At 41.8% G+C, this 16,291-nt stretch carries 18 protein-coding genes; 5 read left to right on the top strand and 13 right to left on the bottom strand.

The features are described 5' to 3' along the window. Positions 1 to 52: 52 nt before the first annotated feature. The 5 genes from sigZ to TW85_RS18070 form a co-directional block, all read right to left on the bottom strand. Complete coding sequence (gene sigZ / locus TW85_RS18090; protein WP_046018539.1) at positions 53 to 664, bottom strand: RNA polymerase sigma factor SigZ; 612 nt, start codon at positions 662 to 664, stop codon at positions 53 to 55. After that, complete coding sequence (locus tag TW85_RS18085; RefSeq protein WP_343251983.1) at positions 661 to 1,125, bottom strand: hypothetical protein; 465 nt, start codon at positions 1,123 to 1,125, stop codon at positions 661 to 663. The genes sigZ and TW85_RS18085 overlap by 4 nt, the downstream gene beginning before the upstream one ends. Positions 1,126 to 1,171: 46 nt before the next feature. Then, on the bottom strand, positions 1,172 to 2,242 hold the full coding sequence (locus TW85_RS18080; protein WP_046018537.1) for a methylated-DNA--[protein]-cysteine S-methyltransferase: 1,071 nt from the start codon (positions 2,240 to 2,242) through the stop codon (positions 1,172 to 1,174). Between the two features lie 135 nt (positions 2,243 to 2,377). After that, positions 2,378 to 3,577: a chromate efflux transporter gene (gene chrA / locus TW85_RS18075; protein WP_046018536.1), complete on the bottom strand. Its 1,200-nt coding sequence runs from the start codon at positions 3,575 to 3,577 to the stop codon at positions 2,378 to 2,380. A 189-nt stretch (positions 3,578 to 3,766) separates the two neighbouring features. Then, a complete protein-coding gene (locus tag TW85_RS18070) occupies positions 3,767 to 4,342 on the bottom strand; it encodes a GNAT family N-acetyltransferase (RefSeq protein ID WP_052702282.1) in 576 nt (191 codons plus the stop codon). 172 nt (positions 4,343 to 4,514) lie between these two features. Between TW85_RS18070 and TW85_RS25630 the strand changes: the two genes are divergently transcribed. Together TW85_RS25630 and TW85_RS18060 are read left to right on the top strand one after the other, a co-directional pair. After that, on the top strand, positions 4,515 to 6,836 hold the full coding sequence (locus tag TW85_RS25630) for a hypothetical protein (RefSeq protein ID WP_052702281.1): 2,322 nt from the start codon (positions 4,515 to 4,517) through the stop codon (positions 6,834 to 6,836). Continuing rightward, positions 6,833 to 7,207 carry a hypothetical protein gene (locus tag TW85_RS18060; protein WP_046018535.1) on the top strand — a complete coding sequence of 125 codons (375 nt, stop codon included), beginning with the start codon at positions 6,833 to 6,835 and terminating at the stop codon, positions 7,205 to 7,207. Before TW85_RS25630 ends, TW85_RS18060 begins: the two co-directional genes overlap by 4 nt. On the opposite strand, the gene TW85_RS18055 is transcribed toward TW85_RS18060, so the two are convergent. Together TW85_RS18055 and TW85_RS18050 are read right to left on the bottom strand one after the other, a co-directional pair. Beyond that, a complete protein-coding gene (locus TW85_RS18055) occupies positions 7,204 to 7,653 on the bottom strand; it encodes a GNAT family N-acetyltransferase (RefSeq protein ID WP_046018534.1) in 450 nt (149 codons plus the stop codon). The genes TW85_RS18060 and TW85_RS18055 overlap by 4 nt on opposite strands. A gap of 200 nt (positions 7,654 to 7,853) precedes the next feature. Then, a complete protein-coding gene (locus tag TW85_RS18050; protein ID WP_046018650.1) occupies positions 7,854 to 9,254 on the bottom strand; it encodes an aspartate ammonia-lyase in 1,401 nt (466 codons plus the stop codon). Between the two features lie 225 nt (positions 9,255 to 9,479). On the opposite strand from TW85_RS18050, the gene TW85_RS18045 reads away from it, so the two are divergent. Further along, entirely contained in the window at positions 9,480 to 10,298 is an 819-nt protein-coding gene (locus tag TW85_RS18045; protein ID WP_046018533.1) for a helix-turn-helix transcriptional regulator, read from the top strand. Positions 10,299 to 10,355: 57 nt separating this feature from the next. On the opposite strand, the gene TW85_RS18040 is transcribed toward TW85_RS18045, so the two are convergent. From TW85_RS18040 to TW85_RS18020, 5 genes are all read right to left on the bottom strand, one after another. Continuing rightward, complete coding sequence (locus TW85_RS18040; RefSeq protein WP_046018532.1) at positions 10,356 to 10,718, bottom strand: VOC family protein; 363 nt, start codon at positions 10,716 to 10,718, stop codon at positions 10,356 to 10,358. Between the two features lie 263 nt (positions 10,719 to 10,981). Further along, positions 10,982 to 11,464: a MazG-related protein gene (locus TW85_RS18035; RefSeq protein ID WP_046018531.1), complete on the bottom strand. Its 483-nt coding sequence runs from the start codon at positions 11,462 to 11,464 to the stop codon at positions 10,982 to 10,984. Positions 11,465 to 11,479: 15 nt separating this feature from the next. Then, positions 11,480 to 11,809 carry a hypothetical protein gene (locus TW85_RS18030; protein WP_046018530.1) on the bottom strand — a complete coding sequence of 110 codons (330 nt, stop codon included), beginning with the start codon at positions 11,807 to 11,809 and terminating at the stop codon, positions 11,480 to 11,482. Between the two features lie 95 nt (positions 11,810 to 11,904). Then, entirely contained in the window at positions 11,905 to 12,384 is a 480-nt protein-coding gene (locus TW85_RS18025; protein WP_238326252.1) for an MEKHLA domain-containing protein, read from the bottom strand. A gap of 86 nt (positions 12,385 to 12,470) precedes the next feature. Next, the gene (locus TW85_RS18020; RefSeq protein ID WP_046018528.1) at positions 12,471 to 13,145 is read right to left on the bottom strand and encodes a haloacid dehalogenase type II; all 675 of its coding nucleotides are present in this window, start codon (positions 13,143 to 13,145) and stop codon (positions 12,471 to 12,473) included. A gap of 375 nt (positions 13,146 to 13,520) precedes the next feature. Here TW85_RS18020 and TW85_RS18015 point away from each other — a divergent pair, with 375 nt between their 5' ends. Beyond that, positions 13,521 to 14,780, top strand: a complete 1,260-nt coding sequence (locus TW85_RS18015) for an NAD(P)/FAD-dependent oxidoreductase (RefSeq protein WP_046018527.1) — start codon at positions 13,521 to 13,523, stop codon at positions 14,778 to 14,780. Positions 14,781 to 15,075: 295 nt separating this feature from the next. Next, positions 15,076 to 15,495 (top strand): VOC family protein, encoded by a 420-nt coding sequence (locus TW85_RS18010; protein WP_046018526.1) that lies wholly within the window; start codon positions 15,076 to 15,078, stop codon positions 15,493 to 15,495. Positions 15,496 to 15,507: 12 nt separating this feature from the next. On the opposite strand, the gene TW85_RS18005 is transcribed toward TW85_RS18010, so the two are convergent. Next, positions 15,508 to 16,245: a transporter substrate-binding domain-containing protein gene (locus tag TW85_RS18005; RefSeq protein WP_052702280.1), complete on the bottom strand. Its 738-nt coding sequence runs from the start codon at positions 16,243 to 16,245 to the stop codon at positions 15,508 to 15,510. Positions 16,246 to 16,291: the final 46 nt, after the last annotated feature.

Here is a 16,291-nt window from a genome sequence, read left to right as displayed (position 1 = left end):
CGCTTTTTGAAAAATAAAAAATAAGAAGTTAAAAAGAAAAGAATAATGACCCCTAACAAGGGTCACAGTTACCCTTAGAGCCTGACTTATTCATATCTGAATTCGAGTTCTGTTTTCTTTCATACTCAATCAGGTTACCGAACTTATCTTCTTGAAAGTGGCAGCACTGATCAAACAAGGCTTTTAGTTCTAATCGTGCTTTTTTTACTTGGGATTTAAGGGTGGAATAAGGAATGCCTCTTTGCTCAGCGTAGGCTTTTTGCGATATGCCTTCTAGCTCTATTGCCTGCAATAACTCAGCTTGTTCATAAGGCAAAGCGCTGATAAAGGGCTGCACACAATGGGATAGCTCAGCCTTAATAGTATTATCAAACGTATCGCTTTTACCCTCTTCTGCCACATGCCCTTCTTCGCTTTCAATCTGGTCCGCCTTTTTTGCGTTCTTTCGATAAAAATCGATCACACTGTGGTTTGCGATTTGAAACAGCCAAGCTTTAATACTTGCCGCATCTTTTAGACCATCCAGCTTAGTAAAACTCTTAAGCAAGACCTCTTGTAATAGATCATCCACATCATCTGGGCAGCTTACTTTAGTATGTAAAAAAGCTTTTAATGCTTGGCGATATTCTTGCCAAATTTGATCTAACTGAGGTCTTGCTGTCATGGGGTTTGTGGCTCCGGACTCATGGGAATAAACCATTTAGGCTGCATATTCTCAAGGTCTTGTCTTAAGTGCGAAGTTAAAGATTGAGATGAATCGAGTACATAATCTTGCCCATTAAGGCGCTTAAACACAACCCAGTGCCAAAAGCCTTTACCTGCCTCTTCATAGTATTTAATGGCTAATAAAGCGAGGTCTGGCAAGGCTTCCCAACTCGTAAAAGGCAGCTCTTTAGTATGTGTTTTTATTTTATATTGAGCCAACAATGTACGAACATAGCCAGTGTCTGAAAAGAGTTTTGTATCATCTGCGAAGATGCCTAGCTGATTCGCTTGGGCTTTTACTTCCTGATAACTCAGGCCCAAAGTGTTCGCTACGCTTGCGATACCACAGCCTGTTTGCTCATCTTGCCTGATCGAATTCAGACTCATGAGATTTGCCGACTTTATGTCTTGTTTTTCCATTTGTTGCATGTCCTTTTTTAATTGATTTACTCGTGATGCCAGTTTGTTATTCAGATACTGACACTACCCGCCTCTCTGCATCCAGAAGAGTACGTTTTCGCTCTAATCCCCAGCGATAGCCACCCAAGCTACCATCGCCTCTTAATACTCGGTGACAGGGAATCAAAACACCTATAGAGTTTTTGCCGCAGGCTGTCGCTACTGCGCGAAACGCTCTGGGTTTGTCTATCCCTTGTGCCACTTCTGAATAACTCAGTACATCCCCTTCTTTAATACTTAGAAGGAACTGCCACACTCGCATCTGAAAGGCTGTACCTCTTATATCTAAAGGCAAATCAGGTCTGGGGGCACCTTGGCTAATGTGCTGATTAAGCGCCTCTATCCAGTTAGATAATTCGATCGAATCTTGAGCATCACTTGGGGTTAATTCTGCCTTAGGAAACTCCACCTGCATTTGCTCAATCAAGCTTTTTTCATCTTCACCAAATTGCGCGAAACAAACCCCTTTTTGCGTAGCGGCCATGGCAATTAATCCTAAAGACGTGGACGCAAAACCATAAGAGATATACTCCCCTTTCCCACCCGCTCGATAGGCTTTTGGACTCATACCAAGGTGTCTTGATGCTTGCCCGTATACGCGACTAATAGAGCTATAACCTGAAGCAAAAATAGCATCGGTTATCGGCTCTCCAGCTTGTAAGGATTGCTTGAACTGTCCCATACGTAAGGCATCTTGATAGGCTTTGGGGGTTACTCCAAATGCTAATTTAAAACGACGTTGTAACCAAGACGCTGAGAGCCCAACTACCAGGGCCAGTTGCTCTAGAGAAAGGCTTTCTTCCAAGTGATTTTGAATATAACGTGCCACCTCCACAAGCTGTTTGAGTTCCGTCATATCTTCGTTGGCAAGGCAGCGTTTACAAGCACGAAAGCCTGCTAGTAAGGCGAGTTCTTTTGAGGAAAAGTAGCGGATATTTTCGGCTTTCGCCTGACGCGATGGGCAAGAAGGCTGGCAAAAAATACCTGTGGTCACGACTCCATAAACAAATTTTCCATCATAACTTGTATCACGGTCTTTAACGGCTTGCGCCATCTTTGATTCAGTTAGCTTAGACATAGAATCACCTACCCTCTTACTTAAAGCGAATTAAGACTGACACCCAAAAGTGGGTAAGTCAGCCTTAATCATTAAGCATACGCTAACATGAAACCATCCAATTCTTGTTTAGTAATTTCACTCTTTCTAAAAAAGTTAAATCACACTCATCATGCTAGCAAACACACACCAAGCCACAATAAACAAAGGAGATTTCTTCCAAAAAGTCAGTAAGCCATAACCTAGAATCACAATAACAAAATCCAAATTAGAACTAATCGCCGAAGTAAAAATAGGGTCGTAAAGAGCCGCTGCCAAAATGCCCACTACAGCAGCGTTAATACCTGCAATCACATAGGCAAGGTTTGCCTTATGACTAATGCTTTGCCAAAGAGGCAAAACACCTGCAAGTAATAGAAAGCCAGGTAAAAACATAAAGATCAGTGCACTAAACGCACCCGCTAGATAACCAAACTCAGTGGGAATCAAAGCACCTAAATAAGCGGCAAAGGCGAACATAGGCCCAGGAATCGCTTGTGAAGCACCGTAACCTGCTAAGAAGTTTTCGTTAGTTACCCAACCTGTGCCCACTACTGATTCTTCAATCAAGGGTAGTACCACATGGCCACCACCAAACACCAAAGCACCCGCCTGATAAAAGGCTTGCGCTATGGCCATAAGCCCTTCTGCTGGCACTAGGATGAAAAAGGCTAACAGTGCAAAAAACACGGTTAATAGACTTAATCCTAAGCGCTTACCATAAGGTACTTGCAGTTGAGAGTGAGCTTCTAGATTGACACTACGACATAAGAACAAACCGGCAACACCTGCAAGTAGGACCACAAGAATTTGCGCCCAAGCAAAGCCACTTAATAAGACAGCACTCGCTGCAAGTATGGCGATACTTGCCCTTTGCTTATCAGGGCAAAGCTTTTTACCCATGCCTATCACAGCATCAGCCACCACAATACAGGCAACCAATTTAAGGCCATGAATTAAGGCTTCACCATAGGTATTGGATAACAAAGGCAATGCGCTGGCAAAGCCAATTAAAATAGCGACAGAGGGTAAAGTGAAGGCTAAAAAGGCTGCAATCGCGCCCAGCCAACCGGCTTTTAATAAACCAATTGCAAAACCTAATTGGCTGCTAGCAGGGCCAGGTAAAAACTGGCAGATAGCAAGTAATTGACCAAATTGACTTTCGCTAACCCAAGCTTTTTCTTCCACAAAGGTTTTACGGAAATAGCCGATATGGGCAGCTGGGCCTCCAAAAGAAGTTAACCCTAATTTTAAGAAACTTAAAAAAACTGTGAAAACAGATACTTGCACATTCTCACTAGCAACTTGACTAGACATTGTTTGCTCTTCCTATGTTACGAGCCCAAGAGTCTATTAAGAAGTTGTTACAAAGTATATTGCAGAGCAAGCTTTTTTAGGCAAAGCCTGTATTTAGGTTGGCCAAGTAAAGAGCAAATCAAGTAGCTCTTTATTTGGCCTTTATTTTTTCTTGCCATTCTTATTGGCTGGCCGTATCAGAAAATCGTCTCACTGATGTAAGTTAAGTACCAAACTAAAACAATCTAAGTCATCCGCCTCATAGAGCTTTACATCTAACGCAGGTGTCATACCTAATTTTACCAATACAGCTTTAGAGGCTTGATTCTCAGGCATAGCAACGCCGTAGATTTGCCTGTGAGGGGTGTTTTTGGCGATAAAGTCTAGTATTTCGCTGGCTGCTTCACTGGTATAACCAAAGCCCTCATGCTCCTTCGTTAGAGCAAAACGGATATCCACCGCGCTACCAACGGGCGTATATTCCACTCCGATAAAACCCAGTTTAGTACCCGCTTGAACAAGCATTTCTAACTCTGCATCTTCATCAGAAACTTGCGCTAACGCGTCTTCATAACCTTCATCTTTTAATGAAATCACAAAGGTACCAAAACCATGCTCTTCCCAATGATTGATGCGATTTCTTAGGTAGTTTTCCCTTTGCACCAAGTTATAAGGAGATTCGTTATGCAGGAATCGTGTTTGTTGTGGGCAGGTAAGTATTTCACTAAACAAAGCAAAATCCGCAATAGAAGGCTTACTTAATACCAGTCTTTTCGTTGATAACATTATCGCCACTCCTTGCATTAGTTGAGTTAATCCGCATTCCACCAGACACAAGAGAGTAGCGGATTATCCTCATAACAGACAAGTAATCTGCATTTTCTTTACAAAAATTGAATTAACATACTGCTTTTATTCAGGTTTAATGCGCGTTTTTAATCGCAAGGATGCGACCAAGATGTACCATAGAATTACCCCGACTGACTCAGTCCTGCTAAATGATGCAAATAGAATAGAAGCAGACTTTTCCTCTTTTAATGAAGAGAATTGGCAAGCTATCACACCGACAAACCTTTCCCCAGAACAGGTAAAACAAAAACTGGCTGACGGTGACATGGTCGCCTTAGCGGACACACCAAACCTCCCCCTTTTTTGCTTTATTAAAGGAGACATTGAAGTCAATCCTCTGGCAATCTCGCAAGCCAACCAAGATCTTATCAGACGCCTTAATGCGAGGTTCGACGCCAAAGGCAGTGGCGCCTCTTTTAGCGCTCAATCAGCACAATCAAATGGTAACTTACATCCGCCAGCCCCTATGGAAGAAAAGGCCCCAGAACCTGTGGTAAAAGACCCTGAGCCAGAAACCAGTAAACCTAAAGTACCGGCGTCTTTTGGCCAGCCACCTGCGCCTATCATTTTAGAAGTGGTTTATGATGATAAAGAAAAGACACCTGTCGGCGATGTCCCCTATAAAATTGAGTTTGATGATCCAGATAAAAAGGTTTTAAAAGGGGCGCTAAACCCTATGGGTTGGGCCTGTGTGGAAGACTGTCCTAACGCCAAAGCCAGCATAAGTTTTGGAGGACCCGTCGATAACCAAGCAGAGCTGGATAGCCTTTATGCCAAATTAGAAACAGCACTTGATAATACCATTAACAAAGTCGCTGATTACACGCTAGAGAAATTAAAAGACATCGAAATCAGTGCAATTACAGAGACCTCCAATCAGCAACTAAATGATTACCTTGCTGAGCTTAGCAACACACTTGAGGATGTGGATATGCTCAGCTTTTACGGCAATACGATAGATAAAGCCAAAAACGCAGCAAGTGATGTCACTGACGCCCTTAAAGAGTTTCTCCCTCAAGATACAGCAGACTTAGACGAAACGGCTCTCAGTCCAATCCAAGACGCCCTTTGCACTGCGGTTATCGATGGTGACATTGATACACTGGAATCAGCATTAGCAGGTTGGAAGCCTAGGGAAGAGATCAGACTGAAAGCAGAATCAAAAGCCATGGAAAAGCAGATTCTCATCATTAACGATCAACAAAGTCGTAATATACTGGCAACCAGTTGCCAGCGCTTTGTTAAGGCCATGACACCAGAAAAGCTTATCGACTTAGCTGTGTACCTCTCGATCAAAACTACCGAAGACGCCACTCTCAATAGTGTCTCAAACCTAATGGGAATACTTACAGGTAAAGTCAGCTTGGCCATTACTCGACAAGTGCTATTGTCCGCAACCACAGACACTAAAACTGAATGGTATAAAGACATTTCTCAAGCCCTTAGCAACTTGGTTAAACCACTGAAAACCCTCAGACCTTTTGATGCTAAATATAGCCATAAAAAAGTCATCGAGATCCCCTTAGCTAAAGCCGACATCCAACCATCAGACTGGGCTAAGAAGACAGAAAATGAAAAGATAAAAACCATCACAGACAAACCTGATGACAGCATCCTAGATGATGAAATGGACAAAAAATGGCTGATCGTACCAAAGGGACAATTGACCTTTGATGTGGAAGGGGATGATATTGAGTCCAGTGTGAACTTTAGCCGCCTTGTTCATCTACCCGTTCGAGGTAAGGCCTCAACCTCAGAAGTTGTCGCTAGCGCATCAGGTATAACCATAGGTAGAGGCTTAGATGTCGGTTCTAGGTCGGCTAAAGAAGTTCAAGGCTACTTTGATAAAGTTGCTGAACATTGTAGACCAGTTGCACCTGAACTTATCACGTTTTTGAAAGATTCAGTGGGGATGAAAGGAGCCCACAATAAATCAGGAGAAGGTTTAAAAGACGAAGCTAAAACTGCCCATATTGAAAAAGCACAAGAGAATGATAAGGCGCTGATTAAGTACGTAAAAGACTTTAAAGACAGTATTAAAGATAAATCTAAAATCACCCTTACCCGTAAGCAGCAGTATTATCTTTTCCTTGCTATTTATGATTATTATGAAGGTGAAGCCAAACGTTTAAGTACCAAACCAGATGTTTGTAGAGACTACCTAAATGATAACAAGATAGATTGGGGTGCTTTGCCTCAGAATGTAAAGGATGTGTTAATCGATTTAACTTACCGAGGCGATTACACAGGTACCAAAGATAAAAGAGGTAATACCCGAAAAGTCATAGTGCCTGCAGTGTATAAAGATCAGGTTGAAGGGCTAAAAGGAGAAACTTCTAATTTGAATGAAGTGATATCTAACACTGATTTATGGAAATCGTTTGGTGTCGATTTAAATCGTAGAAAGAAAAGAGAGGCAGCTTTAAAGTGATACGTACATTATTAATAAGTTTCATTCTTCTAAATAGTTCAGCTGTAATGCCAACTGGGATTGAAAATTTCATTTTTTATCAATCTAATTTTGATCAATCAACTAAAGAAGAAAGTTTTGCAGCTTATATGACCAAAAACAGCCCTTGCTTTTATATCAAAATCTTTGCGACAAAAGAGGAAATAAAGTATTGCAAAATTGAAGGTATTGACTTGGATTTAGAGAAAGATTTTCCTTCTATATATATTGGTGAACAATCAGTCGAAGGTAGTAGTGCCTATTTTACTGTAGCAGCCCCTTGGAATGAACAGCGATGCAGAGTTTACATTCCTAAAAAAAAGCTTACTTGCAAACCAACAGGCAGAAACTAAACATTCTCATTGTTTGAAGCATTAAAGGAATACATGCGGATTTCGTCTCGTGAAAACCAGCCCAACTTTTCATAAAAAGCTTGGGCTTTGATGTTGTCTTGATACACAAACAAGTGAGTTTTAGGTATGCCGATTTCAGCGAGCGCGCCGATAGATTTTTCCACCAGCTGATAACCAATTTTTTGACCTCGATATCCTTGAGAGACAGCAAGATGTTGCAGGTAACCTCGACGGCCATCAGTTCCAACAAGTATAGCACCAATTAACTTAGTTTGATTCATATCAGCTTGGTCTAGAGCGACAAAACTCAAGCCAGCGTTTCGTTCTAGGTAATAACCAATACTTTCTTTCGAATCACAATCCCGTAATGACATGCTCTCGGTTTGCTGCCAGAGTTTGATTACAGCCTCATAATCCTCTAGCTGCATTTCACGCAATACAATCATTTAGGCTCCTTCCTTCTTCTCATCCTTAGTGCTTTTTCAGCAGTTTTTTCTCAGTAGCCTTTCAATTGAAAGAGCTAACCCTTTGATAATAAATAAAAAGTAACAAGCAGGTAATGGGGAAACAAGTAAAATAGAAATCGTATAATGAAATTTCATCTTTCCTTGCTCACCGTTGCGAGCAAGGAAGAAGAGTTTTTTGACTAGGCGCTAAGGGCGGGAGCAACCATGTTTTCTGGGCTTAATAACTGATTTACTTCGTCTTCAGTTAATAGGGCTTCTTCTATGATCAAGGCTTTCACTGTATTACCCGTATGCAAAGCCGTATTAGCGATACGAGACGCATTGGCATAACCGATATGAGGCACAAGTGCAGTGATGATACCGATACTATTATCCACATGGGCGGCACAGGCTTCTTCGTTAGCCTTGATACCTTTAATACAGCGATTTTCCATCATTTCACAGGCTTGAGTTAGCATCTTAAGCGAGTTAAGCAGATTGTAGATAATCATGGGTTCCATCGCATTAAGCTGCAACTGCCCCGCTTCTGCGGCCAATGAAACGGCCATGTCCGATGCCATCACCTGATAAGCGGTTTGGTTCATCGCTTCTGGAATCACAGGGTTTACTTTACCCGGCATAATGGAAGAACCAGGTTGCATGGCAGGCAATTGGATCTCACCTAAGCCAGTTCTTGGACCACTTGAGAGCAATCTAAGGTCATTACTCATCTTACTTAGCTTGATTGCAAGGCGCTTTAATATGCCGGAGAAGAAAACAAAAGCCCCCATATCAGACGTTGCTTCAACTAAGTTCGAAGCTGGGACAAAAGGTTTAGCAGATAATTCGGCAAGATTTGCCACCGCAAGCTTGGCATAACCTGCTGGTGTATTGATACCTGTACCTATTGCGGTTCCGCCTAGGTTCACTTCACATAAAAGCGCGCAGGCTTCATGAATTCTGTCTATGTCTTCACCTAGGTTAACAGCAAACGCATCAAACTCTTGGCCAAGTGTCATAGGTACTGCATCTTGTAACTGAGTACGGCCCATTTTTAAGATATGAGAAAACTCACGGCCTTTATCTTCTAACGCCGCTTTTAGAGAGCTTAAGCTAGGGATAAAGTTTTCTGCCGCATATTGAATGCCTAAGCAAGCGGCTGTTGGGTAAGCATCATTGGTGGATTGGCAGCAGTTCACATCATCATTTGGGTGAAGGTACTGATACTCTCCTTTATGGTGTCCCATCAACTCTAGGCCAATATTGGCAATGACTTCATTGACGTTCATGTTGGTAGAGGTGCCAGCGCCACCTTGAATCACATCCACAATGAATTGGTCGTGATAATTCCCTATGATGAGCTCTTCACAGGCGCCCACTATAGCTTCTGCTTTCTTTTCTGAAATGAGGTTTAAAGCTTGATTGGTTCTTGCTGAGGCGGCTTTCACCATGGCGAGCGCCACAATTAAGTCAGGAAAGTGTGAGATAGGAACACCTGTAACAGAGAAGTTTTGCGCCGCTCTTAAGGTTTGAATTCCATAATAAGCATCAGCTGGCACTTCCAGTTGACCCAACAAGTCATACTCTAAACGCATTGTCATCTCTGTTAACCCTTTCATTCAAGATACCGAACTAGCAAAAAAAGCCTCGCCCTGATGGCGATCAGGACAAAGCAAAACGCTGTATTTCAAGCAAGCAGAGTTAATGTAACGTGAGCGCTATACCTTTAGGTAGTTTGTAACCTGTATCATTTTGATGCTACTTGATGCTAAATTAGCACCAAGTAGCACCATAACTTCAATCTAAGCACTTTCTGGGTAGATGATATGAATAAAGATTTTCAAGCCAATCTCAAATTACTTTGCAGCTTCTATAAGTCTATTTCTGAAGTGTGTCGTCGGCTTGAAATTAATCGTGCCCAATTTAATCGTTACCTCAATGGCACAACCTTTCCATCAACCAATACGCTACGACGCTTTTGTGATTTCTTTGGCGTCGAAGTTGAAGAGATAAAATTACCTCATCAGCAGTTTCAACGCCTTGTTCAAGTCAAGCCAGAACCTTTTAATGCACCAGCAGCCCCGACTTCTGACCCTGCTCTCATGTATCAACAAAGAGTCATGCAAATGGGGCAAAAAGGTTTAGATAAATACCTAGGTTATTATTTTGAGTATTACCTTTCTATGGCTTATCCGGGCAAGATTTTAAGAACCCTAGTTTGTCTTGAGAAGCATGCTGGTAAAACCTATTTTCAGCGTACGGAGCGCATTCAAAAGAAAGGTAGGCGCCATGTGTTTCATGGTAAATATAAGGGCATGGTGCAATATTTATCTGACCGTATCTTTATGATGGATTTTGAAACCCTGACTGAATATGAAATCACACAAACCATACTCTTCCCTTCGTTTAAGAATCGTATCGATTGCCTAACGGGTCTTAGATTAGGCGTGTCTGGTAGTGGGGAGCGTATGCCCTGCTGCACCCGAGTTGTATACGAGTACCTAGGGCAAGAAGTGAGTTTTCGTAAAGCGTTTAAACTATGCGGTCTTTATGATCTAGATTCTGATGAGATAGAGTGCGGCATTCGCCAAAATATTCGAAATGATATTAAAGAAGATGAATGGCATTTTAGAGCCCGTTTTTGATGAGCTCATACTGACGCTTGATGTGTGCTCACTCGCTCTAATACCTTACACAGAACCTTAGCCCAATAAGGTCAAGACATTACCATCAGGGTCTTTAAAATGAGCAAGGCTCGCTCCCCATTCTTGTTTTTCCGGTGGCCCTTGAAAGTTTACGCCTCTCGAAATTAGTTCAGCATAAACCTCATCCAAATTATCCACCTGTAAACTGATACCTAAAAATCGGCCCACTAAGGTGTGAGCTTCTTCATCATTTGGATCTTGTTGCTCAATCGCTAACGTGCCCCCGGGCAATGAAAACTCAGCCCAACCAAATTCATCATTCACACTCTTTAAAGGAAGTCCTAAAGTGTCCGCGTAAAAAGCGATACTTTGCTCAAAATTGAAACAAAAAATCCTATGACAATAGAGAGTGTATTTCATGGCAGGTCTCCTTGGGAAGCTGCGGATAAGTTCTCCCGCCTCAGCGTGTGGATAAAAGCCTCTAAATTTATGACGAGGAGCGCAACTTAATAGTTATTCTATTGATAAGGTTCTCAACATAAAGATAGGGCTTTTAGACCACGCCCTACGGGTCTTTAAATAATACCTATTCATCATTTCAGAAAAAATAATACCTTGTTTGATACTTTCCCCCATATACCTAAAAGAGCAGACTGAGAAGAGGAGACTTATTCGCAGCTTCCCTAATCTATCGCCTGAATATCGAAAAGGTCGACATCTCTTGCTAACAAAGTTTTGTACTGAATAAGTTGTGTTTTAGGCATTAGAGGTACTCTCACCCCCTCAAACTCTGACATCACAGAGGTGGTGAAGTCGATATTTTGATTGACCCAATCACCATCTTTATTCCTTATCTTCACCCCAGGCACTAGACCGATCTCAATTTTCTGATCCTGATAAATCAGTTGCAGATACTCTAGATCCCATTCGCCTTCAAGATAATGGGTTAGAGGCTTTGAAATATAAGGTGCAAGCTCTTGCTCTAGCTTAGCCACATCTTCTTTAGGAATATAAAGGTCAATATCTGCTATCGGCCTTTGCGCACCATAAATGTATGCCGCTAGACCGCCCACAATCTGATAAGGCACGTCAGCTCGCTCTAAAATGGATTGAATCCAAAGCAGTGCATTTTTCACCTTATCTAAGTCCATTTTATAATTCTTCATACCTTTGACTCCTCACTAAAGTGTATTAGCAATACAGGCTTTATAAATCTTGAGCCATGTCTGATAGTCTAGCTGATCTGTGAAATCCTGTTCATTTACCTTGTTATCACTATGTGATTGACTGCATTGATTTTGGGAGTCACAAAACTCGGCTTTAAGATCTGTAATCTCTTCTGTCACGCAACCTGAGTAGAATTCATGGTTAGCAACAATATCATTAAGCTGACGCCTTTCTTTTAGACTCATCCAGGCTTGAGGCACACTACTATTGGATGAACAGGCAACTGACATCAATACCAAGCTCATAAGAGAAACGTGACCTAATCCTTTCATTGTTTCTAACACCTTATTTTCCTGTCCCTTCATTTTCATAGCAGTATGCGCGCTAAATTAAGTAAGAAAAGCCCTCGTTGAAAAGCGCTTTGAATAAGAAGGGCTAGTTATAAAAAGTCCCAGTGTGAAAAGATGGCAGCTTGGCCAAAATAGTCGCCCTTCGCATCTATGATATTCCATACAATAGCCTGTTTTATCATAAAGCGTTTGCCTTTCGCTGAAATACGCACACCAGAATAATCGTCAATATAGCCTTGACGAGTCACTGTCTCTAAAAGATATTCCCTATCTGCCTGATTAATGGTTTCAGCAGATAAGCGAGAAGGCATTTTAGTCAGACCCTGCCAGTCTATTTCAAATAATTCGAGTGCGCTTTTATTACCAAAATTGAAAATAGGGTCGTCGCCTAAACCATGGGATAGTAGTACAAAAGGCGCATTATCTAATTGCTCGATAATACTTAATGAAGCATCTCTATTCATGCCGTTATAGGTAAGTAAATCATTGCCTGTTAGACGTTTATAGCTTTCAACCAGTCGAACGCCATGTTCAATATAAAAAGGGCTTGTTAAGGAGTCATGCATCATAATTTACTTCAAGGTTAATCCGTTATTAGCAGAATATAACAGATTTAAAGCAAGTTTAGCTGAGGATAAAAGCCCCCAAAAGAGGCTTATTTGCTAACAACAAATTCAGCTAATTCTCCCAACTCACTTACGGTCAAGCTTGGCGTCATTCCCCAAGGGTCAAATATGGCCTTATCTGATCGCTTTACCCAAGCGGCATTAAAGCCAAAAGAAAGTGCCCCAATAAGATCAAAGCTATTACTTGAGATCAGCCAAGTATTGGTTTTTTCTGCGCCTGTTTTATCTAAGAAAAGCTGGTAGACACTGGGATTAGGCTTAAAGGTTTGAAGCTCTTCAACACTGACAATATCAATAAAATAATCATGAATACCCGCATGCTCTAGTAACCGAGTAACAGCCGCTTTAGTGCCATTCGAGAAAGCATACAATTGTACGCCAGCTTCTTTAAGTTGCGCCAAGGCAGGTTTTACATCATCAAAAGCAGGCAAGCTTGCATAGGCTTGAAGCAGTTCGTTTTTTTGTAACTGGGTTAAGGGCGTTTCCATCTCAAGGCAGGTATATTCCAGCGCGTCTTTGGTACAAACAGAGAAGTCTTGGTAAGACTGCATCAAGCCTCGTCTAAAAGCATATTCTAGCTGCTTTTCTCGCCATCTTTGGGAAAATGCTTCGGCCTTGCTCCCTACAATGGCTTCCAGTTCTGGGACCAATCCTTGAGTATTGATTAAGGTGCCATACACATCAAATGCAAGTACTAACGACATAACTTTCCCTCTAATAACCCTTTTTAAGCATCTCAAAATAATAAAGCCTTTCCCGCTTGTCTATGGGACTTAGGTGTTAATTTTGTCATCCTGCATCAGTTTTTTTGATGCTTTTATAAAGTTAATAATGTTTTACCAATAAGGTGTTTCCTCATAACCTATTTAGGCATAGGAGGAGCAGGTTATCGGCAGAAAACTTGGTTAGACGCAGTAAAAAGCATCAGGACAAATAACCAAATATATCACTCCCATAATCTAGGACTCCTAAGCAAATATTCTGAAGACAAATCCGGCTCTACTGACCCACCCATTGTGGAACAGTTTGATCTAACCACTCAGCCATACGGCTGCAGAAGAATAAAAAAGGATACTGAAATGGCAGTTGAAAAAATTGATACGCTTATTATTGGTGCCGGTCAGGCCGGTATAGCCACCAGCGAACATCTTACAAAGTTAAATATTCCTCATCTTGTACTTGAGCGTAACCGCATCGCCGAATGCTGGCGTACTATGCGTTGGGACTCGTTAGTTGCCAATGGTCCAGCATGGCATGATAGGTTTCCTGGGTTAGAGTTTGAAGACCTTGATCAAGATGCATTTGCGCCTAAAGAGCGTGTTGCTGATTACTTTGTAGATTATGCTAAAAAATTCAAAGCACCAATTCGTACTGGCATTGAAGTTACCAAGGCAACCCGTAATACAAACCGCCCAGGCTTTACAGTTGAAACCTCTGACGGTGTGATTGAAGCGAACCGTATTGTGTCGGCGACTGGTCCATTTCAGAAACCCGTTATTCCACCTATTGCGCCTAAAACCGATAAGATAGAGCAGATTCATTCAGCTCAATATCGTAACCCTAAGCAACTTCCTGAAGGCGCAGTTTTAGTCGTAGGAGCTGGTTCTTCTGGTGTACAGATTGCCGACGAACTACAAAATTCAGGTAAGAAGGTTTACCTTTCTGTCGGCGCCCATGACCGTCCGCCTCGCGCTTATCGTAACCGCGATTTCTGCTGGTGGTTAGGTGTACTGGGTGAATGGGATGCAGCCGCAATGAAGCCTGGTACCGAGCATGTCACTATTGCTGTAAGTGGTGCAAATGGTGGCCATACTGTGGACTTTAGAGGTTTGGCTCATAAAGGCATGACACTGGTTGGTCTAACCAAAGCTTTTGATGGTGATAAAGTAAGTTTTCAAAACGACCTAGCGACTAATCTAGCAAAAGGTGATGAGAACTATTTGGCCCTATTAGATGCAGCTGATGAGTATATTAAGCAAAACGGCCTAGATTTACCGGAAGAGCCAGAAGCGCGTTTTACCTTCCCAGAGCCAGACTGTGTGACTAACCCAGTGCTTGAGCTAGATCTAGCTGAAGCAGGTGTTACTTCTATCATCTGGGCAACGGGTTTTGCCACTGACTATAGCTGGTTGCAAGTAGATGCACTGGATGACAAAGGTAAACCGCAACACCAACGCGGTGTATCATCTGAGCCAGGCGTATATTTTGTCGGCTTGCCTTGGTTATCTCGCCGCGGCTCGACCTTTATCTGGGGTGTTTGGCATGATGCAAAACACATAGCAGACCATATTGCGACCCAGCATAAGTACCTAGAGTATAAAGCCCCTTCACAGCGTTAAGAGCTAACTAGTCTGTCAGCAAACCTTATGCACAAGGTTTGCTGATGTCTCGCCTATATGCTTTTTTCTATTCTGTACTAATCTATTCGCTCCTTTTCTCGTTACTTCCTACAACGATCTCCTCTAGCTATCGTCTCGAATTATCCTCTCAGTATGATTTCGAGCATTCAAAACTATTGATTGATCCAATAGTGACTATTCTTATAACGAATAAAATAACACTTTACCTCAAGTTAACTTGAGGATTTAACCTTATGTCATTCAAAGCAATCAGCCCTTTTGTAAGGAAGACATTATGATACAACTTGAACATATCAACCTCGTAGTAAGTGATATCCCTGCCATGCTAAATTTTTATCAGGCCGTTTTTCCTCACTGGAAGATACGTGATGAAGGCAAGGGAGAATGGAACGGTAAACCCAGAAACTGGTTACATTTTGGCGATGATTACCAATACATAGCCTTAAGTGATCATGGGGAAGGTGAGAATAGAGACCTAGATGGCCATCAAGTTGGCTTGGCGCATTTTGCCTATGTCACCAATAACTTAGATGCAGTCATTAACAGGTTGCTTGCTGCTGGCTATGAGATTGCCAAAAATGGTGCGCAGGACCTTTATCGTAAAAACGTTTACTTTATCGACCCTGCAGGGTTTGAAGTGGAGTTCGTGGAATACTTAAGCGATGACCCAGTACAAAGGAATTTATCAAACTAGCTTTTAAGCTGTTTACTCTACTGCTGTTATTTGGGCCTCAAAGTCTGGTATCTCTCCCATAGAGACAAGCTTTTGATAGGAGGCCTTTAAACGGTTCGCCATTTTCTCTGAAGTAGACTTGCTCATGGCCATATAAGGCCTAGAAGCTCTAAAAGATGTCACGGCTTCTATCTCATCAATAGAAATATTTAGATGGTTACAGGCTTCTAACAAGACAGGATAAGAGCCAACAATTAAATCAATCCTATCTCGTAACAACATTTGCACACTTTGATTAAACTGAGAGACAGCATGAATACGATTAAAGCCTTCAGACTTTAGAATTTCATGGTTTACATCATGCAAACTGACACCTATAGAGTACTGCTTTGCCTGCTCTAAAGTCTGGACTTGAATCTGATTGTTTGCAGCAAGCTTAAAGAAAAAAGTATCATTCTCTTCCGCTCCTAATAGCCCAATCCATTTAAATTTTGCTTCTCTAGCAGGCGTTCTATTGATGGTATAAATCAGGGTATTTTCATCCCTTTGTGCCATTGCATAGGATCTAGCCCAAGGATGAAGCTGAAACTTGGCCTCTACCTTTGCTTCTTGCAACACTTTACGAACCAAAGCTGTGCTTGATCCGACAATTTCCCCATTCTCTAAATAGTTAAACGGTCTCAAATCCTCCGTCACCACTTGTATAAGGTCATGTGCAAATAAAGAAGCATTTGCACCTAATAAAGAAAGTGTTAGCGCCAAACTTTTCATTTAAGGTTCCGCTGAGCAAAACGGATATTGTAAATCATCACAAACA

This window comes from Marinomonas sp. S3726, from assembly GCF_000967665.1.
GTDB lineage: Bacteria > Pseudomonadota > Gammaproteobacteria > Pseudomonadales > Marinomonadaceae > Marinomonas.
The sequence above is the reverse complement of the archived record's forward strand: the minus strand, read 5'-3'. Positions and strand labels throughout refer to the sequence as shown.

Coding starts and splice junctions, on each gene's coding strand:
- sigZ (WP_046018539.1), bottom strand. CDS start 664: ATGACAGCAAGACCTCAGTTAGATCAAATTTGGCAAGAATATCGCCAA.
- TW85_RS18085 (WP_343251983.1), bottom strand. CDS start 1,125: ATGGAAAAACAAGACATAAAGTCGGCAAATCTCATGAGTCTGAATTCG.
- TW85_RS18080 (WP_046018537.1), bottom strand. CDS start 2,242: ATGTCTAAGCTAACTGAATCAAAGATGGCGCAAGCCGTTAAAGACCGT.
- chrA (WP_046018536.1), bottom strand. CDS start 3,577: ATGTCTAGTCAAGTTGCTAGTGAGAATGTGCAAGTATCTGTTTTCACA.
- TW85_RS18070 (WP_052702282.1), bottom strand. CDS start 4,342: ATGTTATCAACGAAAAGACTGGTATTAAGTAAGCCTTCTATTGCGGAT.
- TW85_RS25630 (WP_052702281.1), top strand. CDS start 4,515: ATGTACCATAGAATTACCCCGACTGACTCAGTCCTGCTAAATGATGCA.
- TW85_RS18055 (WP_046018534.1), bottom strand. CDS start 7,653: ATGATTGTATTGCGTGAAATGCAGCTAGAGGATTATGAGGCTGTAATC.
- TW85_RS18050 (WP_046018650.1), bottom strand. CDS start 9,254: ATGACAATGCGTTTAGAGTATGACTTGTTGGGTCAACTGGAAGTGCCA.
- TW85_RS18045 (WP_046018533.1), top strand. CDS start 9,480: ATGAATAAAGATTTTCAAGCCAATCTCAAATTACTTTGCAGCTTCTAT.
- TW85_RS18040 (WP_046018532.1), bottom strand. CDS start 10,718: ATGAAATACACTCTCTATTGTCATAGGATTTTTTGTTTCAATTTTGAG.
- TW85_RS18035 (WP_046018531.1), bottom strand. CDS start 11,464: ATGAAGAATTATAAAATGGACTTAGATAAGGTGAAAAATGCACTGCTT.
- TW85_RS18025 (WP_238326252.1), bottom strand. CDS start 12,384: ATGATGCATGACTCCTTAACAAGCCCTTTTTATATTGAACATGGCGTT.
- TW85_RS18020 (WP_046018528.1), bottom strand. CDS start 13,145: ATGTCGTTAGTACTTGCATTTGATGTGTATGGCACCTTAATCAATACT.
- TW85_RS18015 (WP_046018527.1), top strand. CDS start 13,521: ATGGCAGTTGAAAAAATTGATACGCTTATTATTGGTGCCGGTCAGGCC.
- TW85_RS18010 (WP_046018526.1), top strand. CDS start 15,076: ATGATACAACTTGAACATATCAACCTCGTAGTAAGTGATATCCCTGCC.
- TW85_RS18005 (WP_052702280.1), bottom strand. CDS start 16,245: ATGAAAAGTTTGGCGCTAACACTTTCTTTATTAGGTGCAAATGCTTCT.